This window comes from Nocardioides marinquilinus, assembly GCF_039543705.1.
GTDB classification, from domain to species: Bacteria; Actinomycetota; Actinomycetes; order Propionibacteriales; family Nocardioidaceae; genus Nocardioides; species Nocardioides marinquilinus.
In genome coordinates this window covers 698,760-719,857 of the sequence record NZ_BAABKG010000003.1, presented here as the reverse complement: position 1 = coordinate 719,857, position 21,098 = coordinate 698,760, and the positions used below count along the sequence as shown (strand labels likewise).

21 protein-coding genes are annotated in these 21,098 nt (G+C 74.3%); 9 read left to right on the top strand and 12 right to left on the bottom strand.

From position 1 onward, the window contains the following. Positions 1–68: 68 nt before the first annotated feature. The 6 genes from ABEA04_RS14555 to ABEA04_RS14530 all read left to right on the top strand — a co-directional run bounded on the left by ABEA04_RS14555 (position 69) and on the right by ABEA04_RS14530 (position 5,036). Positions 69–587, top strand: coding sequence for a PH domain-containing protein (locus ABEA04_RS14555; protein WP_345459842.1), 519 nt, complete (start codon positions 69–71; stop codon positions 585–587). Positions 588–673: 86 nt separating this feature from the next. Further along, on the top strand, positions 674–1,612 hold the full coding sequence (locus tag ABEA04_RS14550) for an adenylate/guanylate cyclase domain-containing protein (protein WP_345459839.1): 939 nt from the start codon (positions 674–676) through the stop codon (positions 1,610–1,612). Positions 1,613–1,712: 100 nt separating this feature from the next. Further along, positions 1,713–2,180, top strand: a complete 468-nt coding sequence (locus tag ABEA04_RS14545; RefSeq protein ID WP_345459836.1) for a winged helix-turn-helix domain-containing protein — start codon at positions 1,713–1,715, stop codon at positions 2,178–2,180. 4 nt (positions 2,181–2,184) lie between these two features. After that, complete coding sequence (locus ABEA04_RS14540; protein ID WP_425577041.1) at positions 2,185–3,375, top strand: 5-(carboxyamino)imidazole ribonucleotide synthase; 1,191 nt, start codon at positions 2,185–2,187, stop codon at positions 3,373–3,375. 1 nt (position 3,376) lies between these two features. After that, entirely contained in the window at positions 3,377–3,922 is a 546-nt protein-coding gene (gene purE / locus ABEA04_RS14535; protein WP_345459830.1) for a 5-(carboxyamino)imidazole ribonucleotide mutase, read from the top strand. Between the two features lie 73 nt (positions 3,923–3,995). Then, complete coding sequence (locus ABEA04_RS14530; protein ID WP_345459827.1) at positions 3,996–5,036, top strand: acyltransferase family protein; 1,041 nt, start codon at positions 3,996–3,998, stop codon at positions 5,034–5,036. 263 nt (positions 5,037–5,299) lie between these two features. Here ABEA04_RS14530 and ABEA04_RS14525 read toward each other — a convergent pair whose 3' ends face one another. From ABEA04_RS14525 to ABEA04_RS14480, 10 genes are all read right to left on the bottom strand, one after another. Continuing rightward, positions 5,300–6,517, bottom strand: a complete 1,218-nt coding sequence (locus ABEA04_RS14525; protein WP_345459824.1) for an HNH endonuclease signature motif containing protein — start codon at positions 6,515–6,517, stop codon at positions 5,300–5,302. Between the two features lie 415 nt (positions 6,518–6,932). Continuing rightward, positions 6,933–7,622: a response regulator gene (locus tag ABEA04_RS14520; protein WP_345459821.1), complete on the bottom strand. Its 690-nt coding sequence runs from the start codon at positions 7,620–7,622 to the stop codon at positions 6,933–6,935. Continuing rightward, positions 7,619–8,827, bottom strand: a complete 1,209-nt coding sequence (locus ABEA04_RS14515; RefSeq protein WP_345459818.1) for a sensor histidine kinase — start codon at positions 8,825–8,827, stop codon at positions 7,619–7,621. The genes ABEA04_RS14520 and ABEA04_RS14515 overlap by 4 nt, the downstream gene beginning before the upstream one ends. Before the next feature lie 47 nt (positions 8,828–8,874). Then, a complete protein-coding gene (locus ABEA04_RS14510; RefSeq protein ID WP_345459815.1) occupies positions 8,875–9,819 on the bottom strand; it encodes a D-alanine--D-alanine ligase family protein in 945 nt (314 codons plus the stop codon). Continuing rightward, positions 9,816–10,934 carry an alanine racemase gene (gene alr / locus ABEA04_RS14505; protein WP_345459813.1) on the bottom strand — a complete coding sequence of 373 codons (1,119 nt, stop codon included), beginning with the start codon at positions 10,932–10,934 and terminating at the stop codon, positions 9,816–9,818. Before alr ends, ABEA04_RS14510 begins: the two co-directional genes overlap by 4 nt. Continuing rightward, on the bottom strand, positions 10,931–11,548 hold the full coding sequence (locus ABEA04_RS14500) for a M15 family metallopeptidase (protein ID WP_345459810.1): 618 nt from the start codon (positions 11,546–11,548) through the stop codon (positions 10,931–10,933). The genes alr and ABEA04_RS14500 overlap by 4 nt, the downstream gene beginning before the upstream one ends. A gap of 236 nt (positions 11,549–11,784) precedes the next feature. Beyond that, on the bottom strand, positions 11,785–12,195 hold the full coding sequence (gene arfB, locus ABEA04_RS14495) for an alternative ribosome rescue aminoacyl-tRNA hydrolase ArfB (protein ID WP_345459807.1): 411 nt from the start codon (positions 12,193–12,195) through the stop codon (positions 11,785–11,787). A gap of 36 nt (positions 12,196–12,231) precedes the next feature. After that, complete coding sequence (locus ABEA04_RS14490; RefSeq protein WP_345459804.1) at positions 12,232–12,657, bottom strand: CoA-binding protein; 426 nt, start codon at positions 12,655–12,657, stop codon at positions 12,232–12,234. Positions 12,658–12,670: 13 nt separating this feature from the next. Continuing rightward, entirely contained in the window at positions 12,671–13,585 is a 915-nt protein-coding gene (locus ABEA04_RS14485; RefSeq protein WP_345459801.1) for a crotonase/enoyl-CoA hydratase family protein, read from the bottom strand. 4 nt (positions 13,586–13,589) lie between these two features. Next, positions 13,590–14,972: an LCP family protein gene (locus tag ABEA04_RS14480; RefSeq protein WP_345459798.1), complete on the bottom strand. Its 1,383-nt coding sequence runs from the start codon at positions 14,970–14,972 to the stop codon at positions 13,590–13,592. Between the two features lie 207 nt (positions 14,973–15,179). On the opposite strand from ABEA04_RS14480, the gene ABEA04_RS14475 reads away from it, so the two are divergent. Then, positions 15,180–16,670 carry an LCP family protein gene (locus ABEA04_RS14475; RefSeq protein WP_345459795.1) on the top strand — a complete coding sequence of 497 codons (1,491 nt, stop codon included), beginning with the start codon at positions 15,180–15,182 and terminating at the stop codon, positions 16,668–16,670. A gap of 654 nt (positions 16,671–17,324) precedes the next feature. On the opposite strand, the gene ABEA04_RS14470 is transcribed toward ABEA04_RS14475, so the two are convergent. Then, positions 17,325–18,119 carry an inositol monophosphatase family protein gene (locus ABEA04_RS14470; protein ID WP_345459792.1) on the bottom strand — a complete coding sequence of 265 codons (795 nt, stop codon included), beginning with the start codon at positions 18,117–18,119 and terminating at the stop codon, positions 17,325–17,327. Between the two features lie 32 nt (positions 18,120–18,151). Between ABEA04_RS14470 and ABEA04_RS14465 the strand changes: the two genes are divergently transcribed. After that, positions 18,152–19,054 (top strand): glycosyltransferase, encoded by a 903-nt coding sequence (locus ABEA04_RS14465; protein WP_345459789.1) that lies wholly within the window; start codon positions 18,152–18,154, stop codon positions 19,052–19,054. Then, a complete protein-coding gene (locus ABEA04_RS14460) occupies positions 19,051–19,974 on the top strand; it encodes a glycosyltransferase family 2 protein (RefSeq protein ID WP_345459786.1) in 924 nt (307 codons plus the stop codon). The genes ABEA04_RS14465 and ABEA04_RS14460 overlap by 4 nt, the downstream gene beginning before the upstream one ends. Before the next feature lie 14 nt (positions 19,975–19,988). On the opposite strand, the gene ABEA04_RS14455 is transcribed toward ABEA04_RS14460, so the two are convergent. Continuing rightward, on the bottom strand, positions 19,989–21,086 hold the full coding sequence (locus ABEA04_RS14455) for a phosphatase PAP2 family protein (RefSeq protein WP_345459783.1): 1,098 nt from the start codon (positions 21,084–21,086) through the stop codon (positions 19,989–19,991). Between the last annotated feature and the right edge of the window lie 12 nt (positions 21,087–21,098).

The following is a 21,098-nucleotide window of genomic DNA, read 5'->3' as shown; positions in this document are numbered from 1 at the left end:
CCCGCGGCTGACCCGCGCCTGCCCGGCGTCCTCGCCTCGCGGGGTGTGATCGGTGCCATGATGACGCCGTGGTCATCTCGTCCAAGCTGCTCAACCCCGGCGAAGAGATCGTCGTCAGCACCCGCACGCACGCCAAGGCGCTGCTGCTGCCGCTGCTCACGCTGCTCCTCCTGCTCGTCGTCGGCGTGGCCTTCCAGCGCTTCGCCAGCGACTGGATCGACGGCACCGTCGACGACCTCGTCGTCTGGGCCGTGCTGCTCGTGCTCGCGCTGTGGCGCTTCGGCTGGCCGCTGCTGGTGTGGCTCACCGGCTCCTACACGATCACCAACCGGCGGCTCATCACGCGCAGCGGCGTGATCACCCGCCGCGGCCACGACATCCCGCTCAGCCGCATCAGCGACGTCGCCTACGAGCGCGACCTCGTCGACCGGCTGCTCGGCTGCGGCACGCTCGTCATCAGCGACGCCAGCACCAACGGCCAGGTGCGCATCCACGACATCCCGCACGTCGAGGACACCCAGCGCCGCCTCAACCAGCTGCTGCACGACCTGCACCGCGGCGAGTCGCGCTACCACGAGGGTCACTGATCGCCCTGTCCGACCAGTCACCCGAGCCACCCGGGCCCGACCCGGACGGCGCCGCCGCGCGTCCGTGGGGCGACCCGGCCGAGCTCGTGCGCGCCATCCTGCGGGCCGAGCCCGCCTACACCGCCGCCGACGTCGCCGAGCGGACCGGGCTCACCCTCGACGAGGCCCGTCGCCTGTGGCGGGCGCTCGGCTTCCCCGAGGCCGACGGCGCGGCGGTCTTCACCGACTCCGACGCCGCCGCGGTCTCGACGCTGGTGGCCTCCGTGCGCTCGGGCCTGCTCGACTTCGACCTCGCCGTCACCGTCACCCGCGCCCTCGGCCAGACGATGGCGCGGCTGGCCGACTGGGAGGTCGGCGCGCTGGTCAGCCGGGTCGAGGAGCTCGCCGGCCGCCCCGACGACGGCACCGACCCGCGCACGACGACCGAGCTGCTCACCGAGCTGGGGGAGGGCTTCGAGGCCCTCATGGTCTACGCATGGCGGCGCCACCTGGCCGCCGCGGTCGCCCGCGTCACCGCCCTCGACGAGGACGACCGGCACCTGACCCGCCTGAGCGTGGGCTTCGCCGACATCGTGGGGTTCACCGCCCTGAGCAACCGCCTCAGCCGCGAGCGCATCGGCGACCTCGTCGAGCTGTTCGAGTCCCGCTGCGCCGACGTCGTCGCCGCGCGCCGCGGGCGCATCATCAAGAGCCTGGGCGACTCGGTGCTGTTCGTGAACGACGACCCCGTCGACGCCTACGACACCGCCGAGGGGATCATCGCGGTCATCGGCCGCGACGCCCGGATGCCCGACGTGCGGCTCGGCCTGGCCACCGGTGACGTCGTCCTGCGGCTCGGCGACGTCTTCGGCCCGCCGGTCAACATGGCCGCCCGGCTGACCGCCGTCGCGCGGCGCAACCACATCATCATCGACGAGGCCACCGCGGCCCTGCTGCCCCCCGACACCTTCGACACCCGGCGGCTTCCGGCCCGCCCGGTGCGAGGGTTCGGACTCGTCGAGCCGGTCGCCGTCCGGCGCCACTGAGCGGCGTCCGACCCCTCTGGTCTAGACCGCGGTGTCACAGGGTCGGTAGATCTGTCCGTTTCGGCTGCCGGGCCGCGGCGGCGCCCCTAGGTTGACCAGCGTGTACGACGTGCAGGGCGTCCGGGTCGACCCGGTCACCCGCAAGGTCTGGGTCGCCGGTGAGCCGGTGGCCTTCTCACGCAAGGAGTTCGACCTCCTGCTCGCGCTCATCTCGCGTGCCGGCGAGCTGGTGAGCCGTGAGGTGCTCATGCGGGAGGTCTGGGACACCACGTTCTGGACGTCGTCCAAGACCATCGACGTGCACCTCGGCTGGGTGCGCCGCAAGCTCGGCGACGACAGCCGCCGCCCGCACCTGATCAGCACGGTGCGCGGCAAGGGCCTGCGCTTCGAGCTGGAGCCGCCGGTGCGCGCGCCCCGGCCCGACGCCAAGGCCACCGCGCCGCGTCCCCCGTCGGGCCGGTCGCGCCCGTCGGCCCCGTCCGGCCCGGCCCCCGTCGCGAACAGCGGCATGGAGCGCACGGCGGCCAGTCCCTGGCTGCAGGGTCAGGCGAACGACCGCATTCGCTAGCCTGCTGGGCGTGCAGCCCGCCCCGGTCGTCGCCGTCGTCGGCGGCGGACAGCTCGCCCGCATGCTCGCCGAGCCGGCCGCCGCGCTCGGCGTCCCGCTGCGGCTGCTGACCGACGACGACGCCTCGTCGGCCGCGCAGGTGCTGCGCGACCGCGTCGTCGGCCACCACACCGACCTCGACGCGCTGCGCCGGGTCGCCGACGGCGCCGCCGTGCTCACCGTCGAGCACGAGCACGTGCCCGGCGAGCACCTGCGGGCGCTGGCCGAGGCCGGCGTGCCCACCCGGCCCGGACCCGACGCGCTCGTGCACGCCCAGGATAAGGGCGTGATGCGCGAGCGGATGGCGGCCCTCGGCGTGCCCGGCCCGCGCAGCGCGATCGTCGCCGACCGCGCCGCCGTCGAGGCGTTCGGGCTGCCGTGCGTGCTGAAGACGACGCGCGGCGGCTACGACGGCCGCGGCGTGTGGGTGGTGCGCGAGCCCGCCGACGCCGACGAGCCGCTGCGGGTGGCCGCCGAGCAGGCCGACGCCGGCGTGCGGCTCCTCGCCGAGGAGCTCGTCGACTTCCGCCGCGAGCTGAGCGCGCTCGTCGTCCGCGCCCCCAGCGGGCAGGCCGCGGCCTACCCGGTGGTGCAGTCGACCCAGCGCGACGGCATCTGCCACGAGGTCGTCGCCCCCGCGCCCGACCTCGACCCCGACCTGGCCGTCGAGGCCCAGCAGCTGGCGCTGCGGGTGGCGGGCGAGCTCGACGTGACCGGGGTGCTCGCCGTCGAGCTGTTCGAGACCCAAGCCCCTTCGACAGGCTCGGGACGACGCCACCGCCTGCTCGTCAACGAGCTGGCGATGCGCCCGCACAACACCGGTCACTGGACCCAGGACGGCGCCGTCACCTCGCAGTTCGAGAACCACCTGCGCGCCGTCCTCGACCTGCCGCTCGGGGCGCCGTCCGCGCGCGAGCGGTGGACCGTGATGGTCAACGTGCTCGGCAGCGAGCACACCACGCGGCTGCACGACGGCTACCCGCACGCGATGGCCCGCGACCCGCGGCTGCGGGTGCACCTGTACGGCAAGGAGCCGCGGCCCGGGCGCAAGCTGGGGCACGTCAACGCCTACGGCGACGACCTCGACGACTGCCTCGAGCGGGCACGGCACGCGGCCGCGTGGTTCAGCGGCGACCTGGGCGACGAGAGCGAGTGAGATGAGCGAGACAGCTGCCACGGCCGGGCCCACCGTCGGGCCCACCGTCGGGATCGTGATGGGCTCCGACTCCGACTGGCCGGTGATGAAGGACGCCGCCCTCGCGCTCGAGGAGTTCGGCGTGACGCACGAGGCCGACGTCGTCTCGGCGCACCGGATGCCGGAGGAGATGCTCGCCTACGGACGCGACGCGGCCGGGCGCGGGCTGTCGGTCATCATCGCCGGGGCCGGCGGCGCCGCCCACCTGCCCGGCATGCTCGCCGCCGTCACGCCGCTGCCGGTCATCGGCGTCCCGGTGCCGCTCAAGCACCTCGACGGCCTCGACTCGCTGCTCTCGATCGTGCAGATGCCCTCGGGGGTGCCCGTGGCCACCGTGGCCGTGGGCGGCGCCCGCAACGCCGGCCTGCTCGCCGTGCGCATCCTGGCGGCGTCCGACGCCGCGCTGCGCGAGCGCATGACGGCCTTCCAGGACGACCTGCGCCAGGCCGCCCACGCCAAGGGCGCCGCCGTCCGCGGCGAGTCCGGCGCGCGGCGTCTGGGGTTCTAGCGGCACCTGCGAACGAGGCGGGCGGCACGTACGGCCGATCCGCCAGGAGGGACTCCGCCGCGAGGCTCGCCGGGTGAGCACACGCCCCGACGCCAGACCCGCGACGCACGAGGCCACCGCCGCTCGGCAGGCCTGGGCCGACGTGGCGAAGGGCGCGTGCATCGTGCTCGTCGTGCTGTGGCACGTCACGCGCAAGGACTACCTGGCGCTGCCGTGGAGCCTCGACGTGCCGGTCACCGGCGCGTGGGGCTGGCTCTCGCAGGCGCTGCTGCCGGTGCGCATGCCGTTGTTCTTCGCCATCTCGGGCCTGTTCGCCGCCCGGCGCCTCGCCGAGCCGTGGGGCCGCCTCGGCGCGCGGCGGGTGGCGCCGCTGCTGTACCTGTTCGTGCTCTGGACGCTCGTGCACACGCTGGTGCTGCGGCTGACGCCCGGCTTCGACACCGCGGTCGCCGGCTCGCCCGGCGAGCTGCTGGTGCAGCTCACCGTGACCCCCGGCAACCTCTGGTACCTGCTGGCGCTGGCGGCCTACGTGGCGGTGGCGCGGGCGACCCGGCGGGCGCCGCACGTCGCGCTGGTCGCGGCGGCCGGCCTCGCGGTGGTGGCCGGCGCCGGGCTCGTCGCGACCCCGGGCAACCGCGAGGGACTGCTGGTCAACCTGGTGTGGTTCCTGCTCGGCACGCGGGTCGCCGCGCTGCCGCGGACCCTCACGCGACGGCGGGTGGGGGTGGCAGCCGTCGTCGCGTTCGGCCTGGCCACCGTGGCCTGGCAGGGCCTGGACGCCGACCGCTGGCTCGACGTCCGCCCCGGCCTGGGCCTGCTCGGCATCGCGGCCGGCGCCGGCGTGGCCGTGCTGGTCGCCCCGACCCGCGTCGGGACGCCGCTGGCCCGGCTGGGGCGGTTGACGCTGCCGGTGTACGTCGTCCACCTGCCGCTCGTGGCGCTGCTGCACCTGGCCTCCGAGCGCTGGCTGCCGACGTCGTCCGTCGTCGCAGCGCTGCTCTACCCGGCCGCCGCGACCGCGCTGGTGCTCGCGCTCAGCCTGGCGCTGCACCGGGTGCTCGTCCGCGCCGGCGGGTGGTGGCTCTTCACCGCCCCGTGGCTGGGTCGGGCGTGAGCGCTGCGGTGCTCTCGAGGCCGGCCGCGGCCGGCCTCGAGACCTCGCACGGTCAACGCGAACGTCCCCGTACGGACCCTGAGCTTGTCGAAGGGCACCCCGTGCGAACGTTCGCGTGGAGGGCCGGTGGTTTCGACGAGGCCGGCCACGGCCGAGCGTCGAGACCTCGCACGGTCAACGCGAACGCGCCCCGTACGGACCCTGAGCTTGTCGAAGGGCCCCAACGCGCGCCGGTAGCCCCGCCGGGGCGGGGTGTGGGGCGGTCAGGGTCGTCGTCGGCGGTCGACGAGGTGGGTGCGGCCGGTGGGGCTGGTCCATTCGTAGCGGCCGGGTTCGAGCATGCGGTAACGCCAGCGGCTGTGGGTCTTGGCGCGGTGGTGTCTGCGGCAGAGCGGGGCGAGGTTGGATGTCGAGGTCGGTCCACCGGACTCGTACGGGTGGATGTGGTCGAGGTCCACGCGGCGCCTGGTGCAGCGTGGGAAGACGCAGTGGCGGTCGCGGAGCAGGACGTGCTCGGCAACGGCGGGGCTCGGGCGGTAGGCGTCGGTGACTCGCTCGACATTGAGGTCGACGACGGGTCGCACGGTGACCTTCGTGCCGGCGGCTGCGCACCACTGCTTGATCTGCTCGATGAGCACGGGGGTCTGGGTGTTGTCGAGGACGCCGACGTCGGTGCCGTCGAGGTGGGCGTAGAGCGTCACGCCGCGACCGGCATTTGTGTCCAGGTCGAGCGCGAGCTGAGCTCGGGCCATCTCGCCGAGCGCCTGCGACCGGCGGACGTCGAGGGTCTCGGTCGAACCGAGGTCGGCGAGCCGCTGCGCGCCGGCGCGGACGGCGGCTTCGAGGTCGATCGCGTCGGCGACGTCCACCGTAGCGGCGATCTCGACGGTGCCGTTGACCGGGACGTCGAACCCGTTCAATCGGATGTCGACACCGCGGCGTTCGGCTGCTTCGACCCGGCGGCGTTCGGCTTCGGCGGGGTCGAACCGGGCGATGGCGGCGGCGGTGGTCCGCTCGATCTGGGCCAGTGAGAGGTCGTGGGCGAACGGGGCGAGGGCCTGGTCGACGAACGCGGCGCCGACCTTGCTGAGGACCACGGTGTGCTCGGCGACCCGGAATGCCCGCCACACCGGAACCTCGCCGGCGTCCACGCGGGTGAACAACCGGGGGAGGCGGTGGCGCAGCTCGAGGGCGTGGCCGAGGTGTTGGAGTCCGGAGTCGGTCGAGACGCCCATGACCGCAGCGAGGTCGAGGGCCGCCCACTCGAGCACAACGGGAGCGCCCGGGCCGGCGACCTCGAGCCCGGGCTCGGCGAGCGCGTCGGTGATGTAGTCGGCGTCGTCCACCTCGTTCTCGGCTGCCCAGGCGAGCACGGCGCGGAGCTTGGCGACGTCGATCCGGGCTTGCTCGACCACTACGGACTCGACCGCGTCGAGCAGCGGGTCGCTGCTCACGCGGGGGGTCTTGGTGGTGGTCGACATGCGCCGATTCTATCGCCGTCCACTGACAACCGCTGATGTGTTCGATGGCCTGTGGAGAACGTCGAGGTGCCCTTCGACAAGCTCAGGGTCCGTGTGGTCGGGCTGGCCTTGGTGGGCCGGTGGTTTCGACGACGCTCGCGCAGACGCTCGCTGCTCAACCACCGGTGCGGGCCCTTCGACAGGCTCAGGGTCTGTGGGGTCGGGCTGGCCTCGACGGGCCGGTGGTTTCGACGACGCTCGCTGGGGCTCGCTGCTCAACCACCGGCAGACCGGCCCTGCGACGGGCTGAGGGTCCGTGGGGTCGAGCTGGTCTCGGATGGCCGGTGGTCTCGAGGCTCGTCGCCAGGGCTCCTCGCACCTCGACCATCGTCACGGGCTGCTCGACCAAGGGACGGCGTCCGAGGCCGTCGACCCGTCAGGTGAGGCCGTGCTCGTGGGCGTAGACGACGATCTGGACGCGGTCGCGGAGGGTGAGCTTGCGGAGGATGGCGCCGACGTGGGTCTTGACCGTCGACTCGGAGAGGAAGACCGAGGCGGCGATCTCGGTGTTCGACAGGCCGCGGGCGACGGCGGCGAAGACCTCGCGCTCCTTCTCGGTCAGGCCGAGGTAGGCGGCGGGGGTGGGGGTGGGGGCGGTGAAGCTGCCGGCCATCAGCGTGGTGAGGTCGCCGGGCGCGAGCACGGCGTTGCCGGCGAAGACGGTGCGGATGGCGTCGCGCAGCTGCACCGGCGTGGTGTCCTTGAGCAGGAACCCGCTGGCGCCGTGGCGGATCGCCGTCGCCGCCCGGTCGTCGAGGTTGAACGTCGTCAGCACCACCACCCGCGTCGGGCGTCCGCCGGCCGCCTCGCGCCGCGCCACGCGGGCCGGCGCGAAGATCTGGCGGGTCGCCTCGACGCCGTCCAGCTCGGGCATGCGGATGTCCATGAGGACGACGTCGGGGGCCAGCTCGTCGACCAGCCGCACCGCCTCGGTGCCGTCGGCCGCGGCGCCGACGACGCTCATGCCCTCCTGGGCGTCGACGATGACGCGCACCCCCTCGCGGAAGAGGTCCTGGTCGTCGACCAGGAGCACGCGGATGTCGGTCTCGGCTGCCGGAGTGCTCATCGGGGGCCCAACGGTAGCCAGGCGGTGACGGTGAACGTCGCCTCCTCCTCGCGCCGGCGGACGTCGAGCCGTCCGCCGACCGCGTCGAGGCGCTGCCGCATCCCGTCGAGCCCGAGCCCGTTGCCGGCCTCGTCGAGGTGCGCGATCGCGTTGCGCACCTCGATGCGCAGCTCGTCGGCCAGGGCGTCGTCGGGCCAGTGCCGCTCGACGAAGACCGGCTCGTCGCGGCGTCCGTGCTTGACGGCGTTGGTGAGCATCTCCTGCAGCACCCGGTAGGCGGTCACCTCGAGGTCGGGCGGCAGCGGCCGCTCGGTGCCGAGCTCGCGCAGCACCACCTCGTGCCCGCCGGCCCGGACGCCGTCCACCAGCGTGTCGAGCGGCCGCGTCTCGGGCGTGGAGTCGGGGGAGGACAGCACCTGGCGCACGTCCTGCAGCGACGAGCGCGCCGAGGTGGCGATCGTCGCCAGGGTCTGCTTCAGGCGCGCGGGGTCGTCGTCCGGCAGGTACTGCCCCGACTCGGCCTGCGCCAGGATCACCGCCAGGGAGTGCCCGACGACGTCGTGGACGTCGCGCGCGAGCCGGGTCTGGTCGTCGCGAAGCCGCGCGATCTCGCGGGCCTGCGCGGTCTCGGTCTCGGCGCGGACGGTCGCCTCCTCGGCGCGCAGCTGCGACTCGCGCGACTCCCGCGCCCGCGACGCCAGCCGCACGACGAGGCCGAGGAACCACGGGGCCGCGAGCACGAGCACGGGCACGGCCAGCACGATCACCAGGCCGGTGAGGCCGAGGTCCTGCAGCAGGTTGACGATGCGGCGGGTGCGGCTGGCCTCCTCGAAGGGGAAGTAGTCGAACCTCGCCACCAGCGTCAGGCCGATCGCGGCGCCCGCCGGGATCGAAAGGGCGCTGGCGACCAGCACCCACCGGTCGCCCCAGCGGGCGCAGCCGTAGGCGACGAGCGCCACGCTGAGCTGCACCGCGAGCAGCGGCGTCGCGGTGTAGAGCTGGTAGGCGCCCACGACCCAGACGAGGGCGAGGGACGCCGCGGGCACCTGGCGGCAGAGCACGGCGGCGGCCACCGTGCCCAGCAGCACCAGCAGCGTCGACCCGTCGGTGCCGCGGGACGGCTCGAGGTCGACCAGCAGCCCGGCGAGCAGCAGCGCGACGCCGAGCACGGCCTCGGGCGCCCACGCGGCCAGGTCACGCCTCACGGGCCACACCCTCTCACCGGACCGGCCGCCGCCCGGCACGCCAGTCGTCACGCCAGCGCGTCGCGGACCAGCACGTCGAGCAGGTCGGCGTAGCCGAGGCCGGCGGCGGCGAACATGCGCGGCACCTGCGAGTGCTCGGTGAAGCCGGGCATGGTGTTGACCTCGTTGAGGACGGCGCCGGCCCCGGTCCAGAAGAAGTCGACACGGGCGACCCCGGCGCAGCCCAGGGCGTCGTAGACCCGCACCGCGGCGTCCTCGAGCTCCTTGGCCGCGGCGTCGTCGAGGTCGGCGGGCACGCGCAGGTCGGCGTGGCCGCCGTACTTGTCGTCGTGGTCGAACAGCCCGCCCGAGGTGACGACCTCAAGCGCCGGCGCCACGACGCGCGAGCCGTCGGGGCGGCCGAGCACGGCGACGTCGATCTCGCGGCCGACGACGACGTCCTCGACCAGCACCCGGTCGTCGAGCGCGAAGGCGGCCTCGAGCGCGGGGTCGAGGCCGTCGGCGTCCTCGACCAGCGAGACGCCGTGGCTCGACCCGGCGGCGACCGGCTTGACGACCACGGGGTGGGTCCAGCGGTGGCCGGCGCGGGTGCCGGGGGTGAGCAGCACGCCGGGCGCGGTGGCCACGCCGACCGCCCCGGCGACCAGCTTCGTCGTCCACTTGTCCATGGCCAGCGCCCCGGCGCGGACGCCGGAGCCGACGTAGGGCAGCCCGGCCAGCTCGCACAGCGCGGCCAGGGTGCCGTCCTCGCCGTGCGGCCCGTGGACGACAGGCAGCACGACGTCGCAGCGGCGCAGCAGGCACGCGGCGCCGGTGAGGCCGACCGGTCGGCCGCCGGGGTCGAGCCAGGTGCCGTGCGGGTCGATGGTGAGGCGGACGACGTCGTAGGCGGCGGGGTCGAGGTGGTCGGCGACCGCGGCGGCCGAGGCCAGCGAGACCTCGTGCTCGCAGTTGGCGCCGCCCCCGATCACGGCCACGCGCACGCGGCTCACGACGACGCCGTCCGCGACACCCGGGCGCCGATGCCGGTGACGATCTCGTGCTCGATCGTGTCGGCCCACACCGCCCACTCGGCGGTGGTGGGCTCGCCGTGGCGGCCGGCGCCGAAGACGGTGGCGACCTCGCCGGGTCGCACCCGCTCGTCGCCGGCGTCGACGACGACCTGGTCCATCGAGACCCGCCCGACGAGGCGGCAGCGGCGTCCGCGCAGCAGCACCTCGGCACGGCCGGACGTCGCACGCGGCAGCCCGTCGGCGTAGCCGAGCGGCAGCAGCGCGAGCGTGGTCGGGCGCGACGCCGTCCAGGTGCGGCCGTAGCCGACGGCGGTGCCCGCGGCGACGCGCCGGACGCCGACGACCGGCGCGGTGAGGGTGAGGGCGGGGTGCAGCCGCGTGGTGCCGCTGGGGTCGATGCCGACCAGGCCGGCGCCGACGCGGGTCATGGTGTGCAGCGACGCGGGGTCGGTGAGGGTGGCCGCGGTGGCGGCCAGGTGGCGCAGCGGCGGTCGCAGCCCGGTGGCGCGGGCGGTGGCGAGGCCGTGGTCGAAGGCGGCACGGCCGGCGGCGTTGGCGGGGTCGGCGGGGTCGTCGGCGCAGCCGAGGTGACCCATGACCCCGACGACGCGCAGCAGCCCGGCGCGCTCGGCCCGGCGGGCGTCGCGGCACAGCGCGCCCCACTCGGCCGGCGGGGCGCCGTCGCGGGCCATGCCGGTGTCGAGGTGCAGGTGCACCCGGGCGCCGATGCCGGCGCGGGTGACGGCCTCGAGGTGCGCGCGGCTCGGCACGGCGACGTCGACGCGGGCGCCGACGGCGGCGGTGTAGTCGGCGTCGACCGGGTTGAGCCAGCTGAGCACCGGCGCCGTCAGGCCCTCGGCGCGCAGGGCCAGCGCCTCGGCGAGGCTGGTGACGCCGAGCCACGCGGCGCCGTGCGCGAGCGCCGTCCGGGCGACGGCGGCGGCGCCGTGGCCGAACCCGTCGGCCTTGACGACGGCCATCAACGCGCCGGGGGTGCGGTCGGCGAACAGGCGGGTGTTGGCGGCGACGGCGTCGAGGTCGACGGCCAGGCGCGGGCCGACGACGGGCACCGGCGCGGCGAGGACGGCGCTCACGCCGCCCGCTCCAGCGGACCGTAGAGCGCGGCAGGGGCGCCGGTGACCAGCGCCCAGTAGCGGTCGCCGTACGACCAGTGCCACCACTCGGTGGGGTAGTTCACCAGGCCGGCCCCGCCGAGCACCCGCGCCAGCAGGTCGCGGTGGGCGCGGGCGTCGGCCCCGATGCCGTCGGCGGCGAAGTAGCAGCGGCCGTCGCTCTGCTCGGGGGTGGCGTCGATGGGGGTACCGAGGTCGAGCTCGTCGCCGGCCGCGTCGACCAGCGTCAGGTCGACGGCGGCGCCGGCCACGTGGGGCGCGACCTCGATCGGCGAGACGAACCGACTGTGCAGCCGGCGCAGCTCGACCGCCCCGATGCCGGGGTGGACGACGCGCAGCTCGGCGCAGTAGCGGTCGATGCCGGCCTGCTGGTCGGCCGGTGAGCGGTGCCCCTCGACGACCCGCAGCGAGACGCCGGCGGGCAGCGCGGCCGCGGCGTCCTCGAGCCGGGCGGCCAGGCCGGCGCGCACCGGCTGGCGGGTGGGGGACAGGCGGGCGTCGAGCCGGACGAGCGGCTCGCCGCTCTCACGCACCGGCACCGCGGCGACCTCGGGGTCGCTCAGCAGGATCGTCATGCCACCGACGCTAGGTCGCGCGGCGGGTGCCGTTCCTCCGCCTGAGGTGCCGGTCGGCCGCCCTCAGGTACCGGCGTCGCGGCACCGACGTTCGTGGCGTCCGGGCCTGGTCCCAGCCGCCCCACCCGTCTCAGGAATACCCGGTGGACCGGGTATCCCTGAGCTTCTGGGGCAATGCAACGCCCGAGAACGTCAGGGACACCCGGTGAACCGGGTATCCCTGACGAGGCCCGGGATCAGTCGTCCCGCACCCGCCCGCGCAGCGACTTGGTGCGGCCGCGCTGCTTCTTGGCGTCGAGACGGCGGCGCTGGGAGCCGCGGGTGGGCTTGGTCGCGCGGCGTGGGGGAGACGGGGGCTCGAGGGCTGCGCGCAGGCGGTCCGCCAGTCGCTCGCGGGCGGCGACCCGGTTGCGGTGCTGCGAGCGGTGCTCGGAGGCCACGACGACCACCGGGGTGCCGAGGCGGCCGACGATGCGGGCGCGCTGGGCGTCGGTGAAGGCCGTCGAGGCGAGCACGTCGAGCTCGAGCTCGACGCGGCTGTCGGTGGTGTTCACCGACTGACCGCCCGGCCCGGACGAGCGCGAGAACCGCTCGACCAGCTCGGCGTCGGTCACCACGAGCCCGGGCCGCACCGTCACGTCGTCCATGCCGTTGCTCGCCGTTCCTCGTCGTGAGACCGAGCGTCAGCCCCGGGCGCGCCACTCGATGGCCGGGCAGGTGTCCATGACCATCGGGACGCCGGCGGCCACGGTGCGCTCGAACGCCGCCTCGTCGACCACGCCGAGCTGGAACCACACCGCCCTCGCACCCACCGCGACGGCCTGGTCGGCGAACTCGCCGGCGGCCTCGGAGCGGCGGAAGACGTCGACGACGTCGATCGGGAAGGGGACGTCGGCCAGCGTGCGGTAGCCGGTCTCGCCGAGCACCTCGACGCCGTCGGGGTTGACCGGCACGACCCGCTTGCCGCGCTGCTGCAGCAGCTCGGCGATCGAGTACGCCGTGCGGGCGGGGTTGTCGGTGAGCCCGACGACCGCCCAGGTCTCGCAGTCGTCGAGCATGAAGCGCACGGACTCGGGGTCCTGCCAGCCGGTCGGGGACGTCGTGCTCATCCCTCCACGGTAGTCAGGGCCGGTCGGACGACGCCTGTGACGACGCCTGTGACGACGACTGGGGCAGCACCCGCGGCAGCTCGGAGGCCCGCCCGGTGAAGTGCGGCGGCCGCTTCTCCAGGAAGGCGGCCACCCCCTCCTTGCCGTCGCCGACCGAGGCGTGCCACATGGCCACCGAGTCGGCCAGGTGCGCCTCGAGCGGCTGCTCGGACCCGGCGCCGGCGTACATCAGCCGCTTGGTCAGTCCGAGCGCCACCGCCGAGCGGTCGACCACGAACGAGCGGGCGAGCGCCTGCGCGGCCGGCAGCAGGTCGTCGGGCTCGTGCACCGAGCGCACCAGCCGACCGGCGAGGGCGGCGTCCGCGTCGAGGATGTCGGCGGCGTAGACCCACTCCAGCGCCTGCTGCAGCCCGACGATGCGCGGCAGGAACCAGGTGGACGCCGCCTCGGGCACGATGCCGAGCCGGCCGAAGACGAAGCCGATGCGGGCGCGGGTCGAGGCGAGCCGCAGGTCCATCGCGAGCGTCATCGTGGCGCCGATGCCGACGGCGGCGCCGTTGATCGCGGCGATCACCGGCTTGGGCAGCGCGTGGATCGCGAGCGTCACCCGGCCACCGGTGTCGCGGACGCCGTCGGCGTACGCCGGGTCGTCGAACCGCTCGCGCAGCGCCTCGGGCGTCACCTCGAGCGTCTCGTCGAGACCGAAGACGTTGCCGTCGGCCGAGAGGTCCATGCCGGCGCAGAACGCACGACCGGCCCCGGTGACCACCACGGCGCGGACGGCGTCGTCGCGGGCCTCGGTGGTGAAGACCTCGAGCAGCTCGCGCGCCATCGTGAGGTCGAAGGCGTTGAGCGCGTCGGGCCGGTCGAGCGTGAGCGTGGCTACGCCGTCGTCGTCGACCGCCCAGTCGAGGGTCTCGTAGCTCACCGGGTCACCCGTTGCCCCGACGGCCCTGGAGGTTGACCGGGATGCCGTTCGGCGTGCACTGCTCGTCGGTGATGGCCTCGGTGTCGTCGTCGGCGATCGCCTGGAACAGCGGGTCGGCCAGCTCGCGGTTCCAGCTGTTGGCCGACAGGTCGGTCACCGGCACGGTGCAGGTGCGGTTGTCGCCGCTGCCGGTCTTGGTCATCGCGTAGGCCCACTTGCTGGCCCCGATCGCGCTCATGCCCTCGCCGAAGCGGAAGAAGTCGGGCACGGCGCTGTTGAGGCGGTACCAGCGGACCGGGTTGATCACCGACCACGGCGAGAGCACCTTGTCGCCGATCGCGCCGATCACCTCGCGCTGGCGTCGCACCCGCTCGAGGTCGCCGAACGTCGACTCCTTGCGCGAGCGGGAGTAGGCCAGCGCCGTGGTGCCGTCGACCTCCTGGCAGCCCTTGGTGATGTCGAGGCCGGCCTGCTTGTCCTTCAGGCGCTCGCGGGGGCAGACCTCGATGCCGCCGACGGCGTCGACGACGTCGGCCACGCCGCCGAGCCCGATCTCGACGTACTCGTCGACGCGGATGCCGGTCTCGGTCTCGACCACACGGGTCAGCAAGGGAGCGCCGCCGCGGGCGTAGGCGCCGTTGATCTTGCCGGAGAAGAACGGCCGGTCGATGATCGTGTCGCGCGGGATCGACAGCAGCACGCTCGGGCCGCTGCCGGTGTGCAGCAGCAGGATCGTGTCGGTCAGCTCGGACGACGGGTTGCCGGTGCTGAGCTCCTTGCGCTCCTCCTCGGTGAGGTCCTTGCGCGAGTCGCTGCCCACGAGCAGGTACGTCGTCCCGTCCTGGTCGCCGGGGCGGTCGCCATCGGTCGGCTCGTAGGCGACCTGGTCGGCGCTGCGCCAGACGATGAACGGCACGGCGATCGTGTAGACCAGCCAGAGCACGAGCACCAGCACGACCATGCGCACCCAGAAGAACGGGTTGCGCACCCGGCGGGCCCAGAAGCCGCCACCGCCGCGTCGGGGCGGGCGGGCGGCCGGGGTGGGCGCCGGCGGGGGAGGCGGCTGGTGCTGCACCGGCTGCGGCGTCGGCGCCGGGCGCGGCGGCTGCGGCTGAACCCGGGTCGGCTCGGGACGCGGCGCCTGCTGGGTGGGACGGGTCGGCTCCGGCGCCGCACGGTCGTCGCGGGGCTGGACCGGCATCGCGACAGTGGCCTGGTGGTCGGGGTCGCCGGAGTCGGGGCGGGGCTCCGGGCGGGCCTCGGCGCCGCCGCGGCCGTCGTCCGGCGGTCGGTTGCCGTAGAGCCAGCCGAAGTCGGGGCGGTCCGAGCCGCCCTGCCCGCCGTTCGCAGGGTCGTCGGGCCGGCCGCTGCCGGGACGGTCGGTCATGACCGGCGACGCTACCGTGCGCCCACCAGCCCACCCACCACGCCGCTCCGCGGGCCGGTGGCGGGGGAGACCCCTGCGACCGGCTCGGCGTCCGTGGGGCCGGTGGCGAATCGAGGTGGCCCGGCGCGCCCACGGGCCTGTGACGGCAGTGACTGGTGATACTGGCGAGGTTCTGCTTCCTTCCCCAGCAGAGAGAGTCACCGCCCCATGCCGACCACCCCCCCGACCCGACCCGTCCCGGCCCGGCCCTCCCGTCCGGCGTCCCCGGGACGCCACGACACCGGCTCGGTCTCCGAGCGCGCCGCGCAGGTGCGCTTCCGCCGTGGCCTCTCGCTCATGGCGATGACGCTGGTCGCGCCCGGCACCGCGCAGCTCGCGGCGGGCAGCAAGCGGGTCGGCCTGATCGCCTTCCGCACCTGGCTCGGGCTCCTCGGGCTGGTCGCGGTAATGGCGGTCACCGTCGTCGTGCACCGGCCGTTCCTGTTCTGGATGGCGACCAGCACCACGTTCCTGTTCTGGCTCTACCTCACGCTGACCGCCCTCGCCCTCGCCTGGGTCGCGCTGCTCGTCGACGCCTGGCGCATCGGCCAGCCGCTCAGCTACCGCATGAGCCACCGCCGGCTCGCGGTCGGCTTCAACGGCCTGCTCTGCCTCGGCGTGGCCGGCTCGCTGCTCACCGGCGCGCACGTCGTGGCGGTCGCCCGCAGCGTCATCCAGGACACCTTCGGCGACGGCGAGGCCACCGCCGCCACCCACGGCCGCTACAACGTGCTGCTAATGGGCGGCGACTCCGGTGCCGGCCGCTGGGGGCTGCGCCCCGACTCGCTCACCCTCGCCTCCGTCGACGCCGAGACCGGCAAGACCGTGCTGATCGCGCTGCCGCGCAACATGAGCAGCTTCCCGTTCCGCAAGGGCTCGGTGATGGCCGAGCAGTTCCCCGACGGGTTCGACTGCGACGGCTGCATGCTCAACGGCGTCAAGACCTGGGCCGAGGACAACACCGAGCTGTTCGGCAAGACCAAGACCCCCGGCATCGACGCCACCGTCTCGGCCGTCGAGGGCATCACCGGCCTGTCGGTCAACTACTGGGCGCTGGTCAACCTCGAGGGGTTCAAGAACCTCGTGGACGCCGTCGGCGGCGTCACCCTCACCGTGCGCGACCCCATCCCGATCGGCCTGCCCGGCGACAAGGTCACCGGCACCATCGAGGCCGGCACCCGCAAGCTCGACGGGTTCGAGACGCTCTGGTACGCCCGCGCCCGCTACGGCTCCGACGACTACTCGCGCATGGCGCGGCAGAAGTGCGTCATGAACGCCCTGCTCGAGCAGGTCAGCCCCACCAACGCGCTGCGCAACTTCGAGGGCATCGCCCGGGCCTCGTCGGAGATGGTCAGCACCAGCCTGCCCGCCTCCGAGGTCGACCGCTTCCTCGACCTCGCCCTCAAGGCCAAGGGCCAGAAGATCGCCACGCTCTCGCTCGTGCCGCCGCTGGTGAACACCGCCGACCCCGACATCCCGCTCATCCACCGCAAGGTCGCCGAGGCCATCGACCGCGCCGAGGGCGACGCCCCCGCCGCCGACGGCGCGGGCAAGAAGCGGAAGAAGCAGCAGGACGCCGGCACCACCGGCGGCTCCATCGGCTCGCTCAAGACGGGCTACGCCGCGAACCAGGCCGAGGACCTCTCGGCCAGCTGCTGACCGGGCCCGACCTCCGGCCCTCCACGGACCCTGAGCTTGTCGAAGGGCCCTCCACGGGGACGTTCGCGTGGTCCTTGCGGGGTCTCGACGACGGCCTCGCGCAGACGCTCGGCCTGCTCGACCTCCGGTGGTTGAGCAGCGAGGAACGAGCGTCGTCGAAACCACCGGCCCTTCACGCCTTCGCGAGCACACGGACCCTGAGCTTGTCGAGGGGCCCTCCACGGGGACGTTCGCGTGGTCCTTGCGGGGTCTCGACGACGGCCTCGCGCAGACGCTCGGCCTGCTCGACCACCGGTGGTTGAGCAGCGAGGAACGAGCGTCGTCGAAACCACCGGCCCTCCACGCCTTCGCGAGCACACGGACCCTGAGCTTGTCGAAGGGCCCTTGACGGGGACGTTCGCGTGGTCCTCGCGGGGTCTCGACCACGGCCTCGCGCAGACGCTCGGCCTGCTCGACCACCGGTGGACTCCGGTGGTTGAGCAGCGAGGAACGAGCGTCGTTGAAACCACCGGCCCTCCACGCGAACGCGAGCGGACGGCGTCCCTTCGACAAGCTCAGGGTCCGTGTGGCCGCGTTCGCGTCGACCGTCCGGGGTCTCGAGGCTCGGCCGTGGCCGGCCTCGCACCTCGACCATCGTGAGGTGGCCGGGCCGGCTCAGCGCCAGTCGGCGGTGGCGTCCCAGCGCTGTCGGACGCCGTCGAACACCTCGGGCGTGACGGCGGCGACGAGGCCGTCGGCCGCCTCGCGGCGGGGGTCGTAGGGCGAGCCGCCGCCGGTGGCGTGGACGCCGCCGGTCTCGGTGACCAGCAGCGTGCCGGGTGCGTGGTCCCACGGCTTGGTCGACCAGTAGACGAGCACGTCGCAGCCCCCGGTGACCAGCTGCGGGTAGTCGATGCCGCACGAGACCCACGACAGCTCGATCGGCTGCAGGCCGGGGAACGAGCGCCCCACCCACGAGCGGCGCGAGGCCCGCACCCGCCAGCGCGCGGGGTCGGCGTCCGGGGTGAGCGCGCCGAGGCGCTCGCCGTTGCGGAAGGCGCCCGCGCCGCGCTCGGCGACGAAGGCCAGGCCGTGCTCGGGCTGCCAGATCCACGACCGCACGACCTCGCCGCGCTGCAGCTCGGCGGCCATCACGGCGTAGTCGGGGGAGCCGTGCACGAAGTTCTTGGTGCCGTCGACCGGGTCGACGGTGAAGGCGTGCTCGGCGGCGGCGTAGCGCTCCAGCAGCGCCGGGTCGGCCGCGCTGGCCTCCTCCCCGAGCACCACCGCGTCGGGGTAGGCGCCGCGCAGCGCCTCGGTGATGAGCGCCTCGGCCTCGCGGTCGGCCACGGTCACCAGGTCGCCGGGCCCCTTCTCGTCGACCTCGTCGGCCTCCAGCGAGCGGAACCGCGGCCGGACGACCTCGTCGGCGACGTCGCGCAGCAGGGCGGTGACCGCGTCGGTGTCCACCCGACCACCGTAGGGCCATAGGCTCTGTCGCCGTGCGGGTGACGGCGGTGGTGGTGACGTTCGACCGCCTGTCCCTGCTCGAGCGCCTCGTCGCGCGGCTGCGTGAGGTGGTCGCCACCGGCGCGCTCACCGACGTGCTCGTCGTCGACAACGCCTCGACCGACGGCACCGGTGCCTGGCTGGCGCAGCAGGACGACGTCCGCACCCTCACGCTGCCCGAGAACTCCGGCGGCGCGGGCGGGTTCGCCGCCGGCCTGCGGGCGGCCGTCGACGACGGCGCCGACCTGGTCTGGCTCATGGACGACGACGGCCTGCCCGAGCCCGACTGCCTCGCCCTGCTGCTCGAGCGCGACGACCTCGACTTCTGGGGTCCCGTCGTGGTCGACGAGGCCGAGCCGAGCCGCCTGGTCTTCCCGATCCGGCTGCCGGGCGGCACCCGGGTCGTCGACATCGTCGCCGAGGTCGACCGGGCCGCCGACGACGGTCTGCTGCGCGGGGTCGTCATCCCGTTCAACGGGGTGCTGGTGACCCGCGCGCTCGTCGAGCGCATCGGGGTGCCCCGCGCGGAGTTCTTCATCTGGGGCGACGACCACGAGTACCGGCTGCGCGCCGAGCGGGAGGGCGCCCGCATCGCCACCGTCGCGCGGGCGCGCGTGCACCACCCCAGCGTCGGCGAGCTCGGCACGCCGATGATGTTCGGCCGCACCACCTACAACCACACGCCGAGCGACCTCAAGCACTACTGCATGGCGCGCAACAACACCGTCAACCTGCGCACCTACCGCGGCTGGCCGCACGTGCTGATGTTCTGGGTCAAGACGGTCTGGTTCTACCTGCTCACCCGCCGCCGCCCGGGCCGGGTCGCCCTCAGCGCCCGCGGCGCCTGGGCGGGCCTGCGTGGCGACTTCACCGGCCACCGGCGGTACCTGCGATGACCGGCCCGACGCGCGAGACCGTCGCCGTCGTCGTGGTGACGTTCAACCGCGCCGACCTGCTGGCCCGCGTGCTCGACGGCCTCGCGGCCCAGACGCACGCGCCGGACGCCGTGGTCGTGGTCGACAACGCCAGCACCGACCACACCCGTGACGTCCTCGACGCCGCCACGGTCCCCGGCCTGCAGCGCCTGCACCTCACCGAGAACACCGGGGGAGCGGGCGGGTTCCACACCGGTGTCGCCGCCGCCCACGAGCAGGGCTTCGACCGGGTGTGGGTGATCGACGACGACGTCGTCCCGGCGCCCGACTGCCTCGCCGTCCTCATGGCGCAGGACGAGGCGTGCGTGACCGCGGTGCGCGAGGACCGCTCCGGCGCGCTGGTCGAGAAGGCCGCCACCCGCTTCGACCTCGCCAACCCGCTGCACGCGCGGCCCAAGCGCTCGATGGTCGAGACCGACTTCGGCACCCGCGCGGCGATGCCCGAGCGGGTCGCGGTCGAGAACGTCGCCTTCGAGGGGTTCCTGGTGCGCCGCGAGGTGATCGACCGCATCGGCCTGCCCGACCCGGCCTTCTTCATCTTCTACGACGACTGCGACTACGCGATCCGCGCCCGCGAGGCCGGCTACACGATCTGGGCGGTGCGCGACGCCGTCCTGGTGCGGCAGCTCGACTTCGACCAGCAGCACGACCTGGCCGGCTGGAAGGGCTACTACATGTACCGCAACCTGTTCGCGGTGCACCGGCGCCACGGCCGCAACGCGCTGGTGCGGCTCAAGCCGTGGCTGCTGGCGCTCGCCGTGGTCGTGCTCAGCCCGCTGCGCGGCGGGCGCGGCGAGGCGCGCAACGTGTGGCGCGCCGTCCGCGACTCACGCGACCTGGCCACGCTCTCGGACGTCGCCCGCCCGGCCCGGCCCGCCTGACCGGTCGTCCGGGCTCAGCGGGCGGACGACGACGACGCGTCGGCGACGGTGACCGGCTCCTGCGAGGAGCGCAGCACGGGCCGCAGGCCGACCCGGTTGCCGGTGGCGAGGGCGGCCAGCCAGACGGTGAGCGAGCCCACGCCGGCACCGGCGATGACGTCGACGAAGTAGTGCCAGCCGAGGTAGATGGTGGCCAGGATCGTCAGGCCGAGGAAGACCCACGCCGTGACGCGCATCCAGCGGGCGAAGCCGCCGTACTGCACCACCAGGCAGATCGTCACCATGATGCCGACGTGCAGCGAGGGGAACGCCGCGATGGTCTGCAGCGTGTGCGCCCCGAAGACGTCGTTCAGCACCGCGGTGCGGTCCGACCACAGCGTGTCGACCAGCGAGGTGTTGTAGGTGTAGGGCAGGTCGGCGAACTGGCCGCGCTGCGCCTCGGTGAAGACCGGGCCGAGCGAGGGGACCGCGAAGTAGAGCGCCGCGCCGAGCGCCCAGTCGAAGGCGACGGCGGTCACGTACCACGAGCTGACCGCGTGGTTGCGGGCGAAGACGAGCGCGAAGGCGATGCTCGCCGGCACCAGCACGATCCAGACGAAGTAGACGCCCGCGAACAGGTAGGCGGCCCACGAGGTGCCGAACAGGTCGTGCATCACGACGGCGGGGTCGTGGCCGAACCACAGCACCTGGTCGAGGTGGCGCAGCTCGACGTCCCAGGTCTTGCCGTTGACGAACGGCACCATGCTCTTGAGGTTGCGGAAGGTCGCGTAGGTCAGGTACCAGGCGGCGACGCCGCCGACGGCGAAGACCCACTGCTGGCGCGGCCAGCGCTCGTGGACGACCTCGCGCCAGCGGGCGGCGAACCCACCGCCGTCGCGGCGCGCGCGCCAGACGACGCGGGGCACGATGTCGACGGCGATCGCGGCCAGGATGATGGCCGGCATGCGCACGTAGGCGGGCACGCCCGCGACCACGGCGTCGGGGTCGAGGATCGGCAGCTCGGCGACGGCGGCGAACACCGCGGTCACCACGGCCATGACGATGCCGACCGCCCAGGCATAACCGAAGTTGTGCCGGAGGGCGGCGCGGACGCCGTCGAGGTGCTGCTGCATCACGCCAGTTTA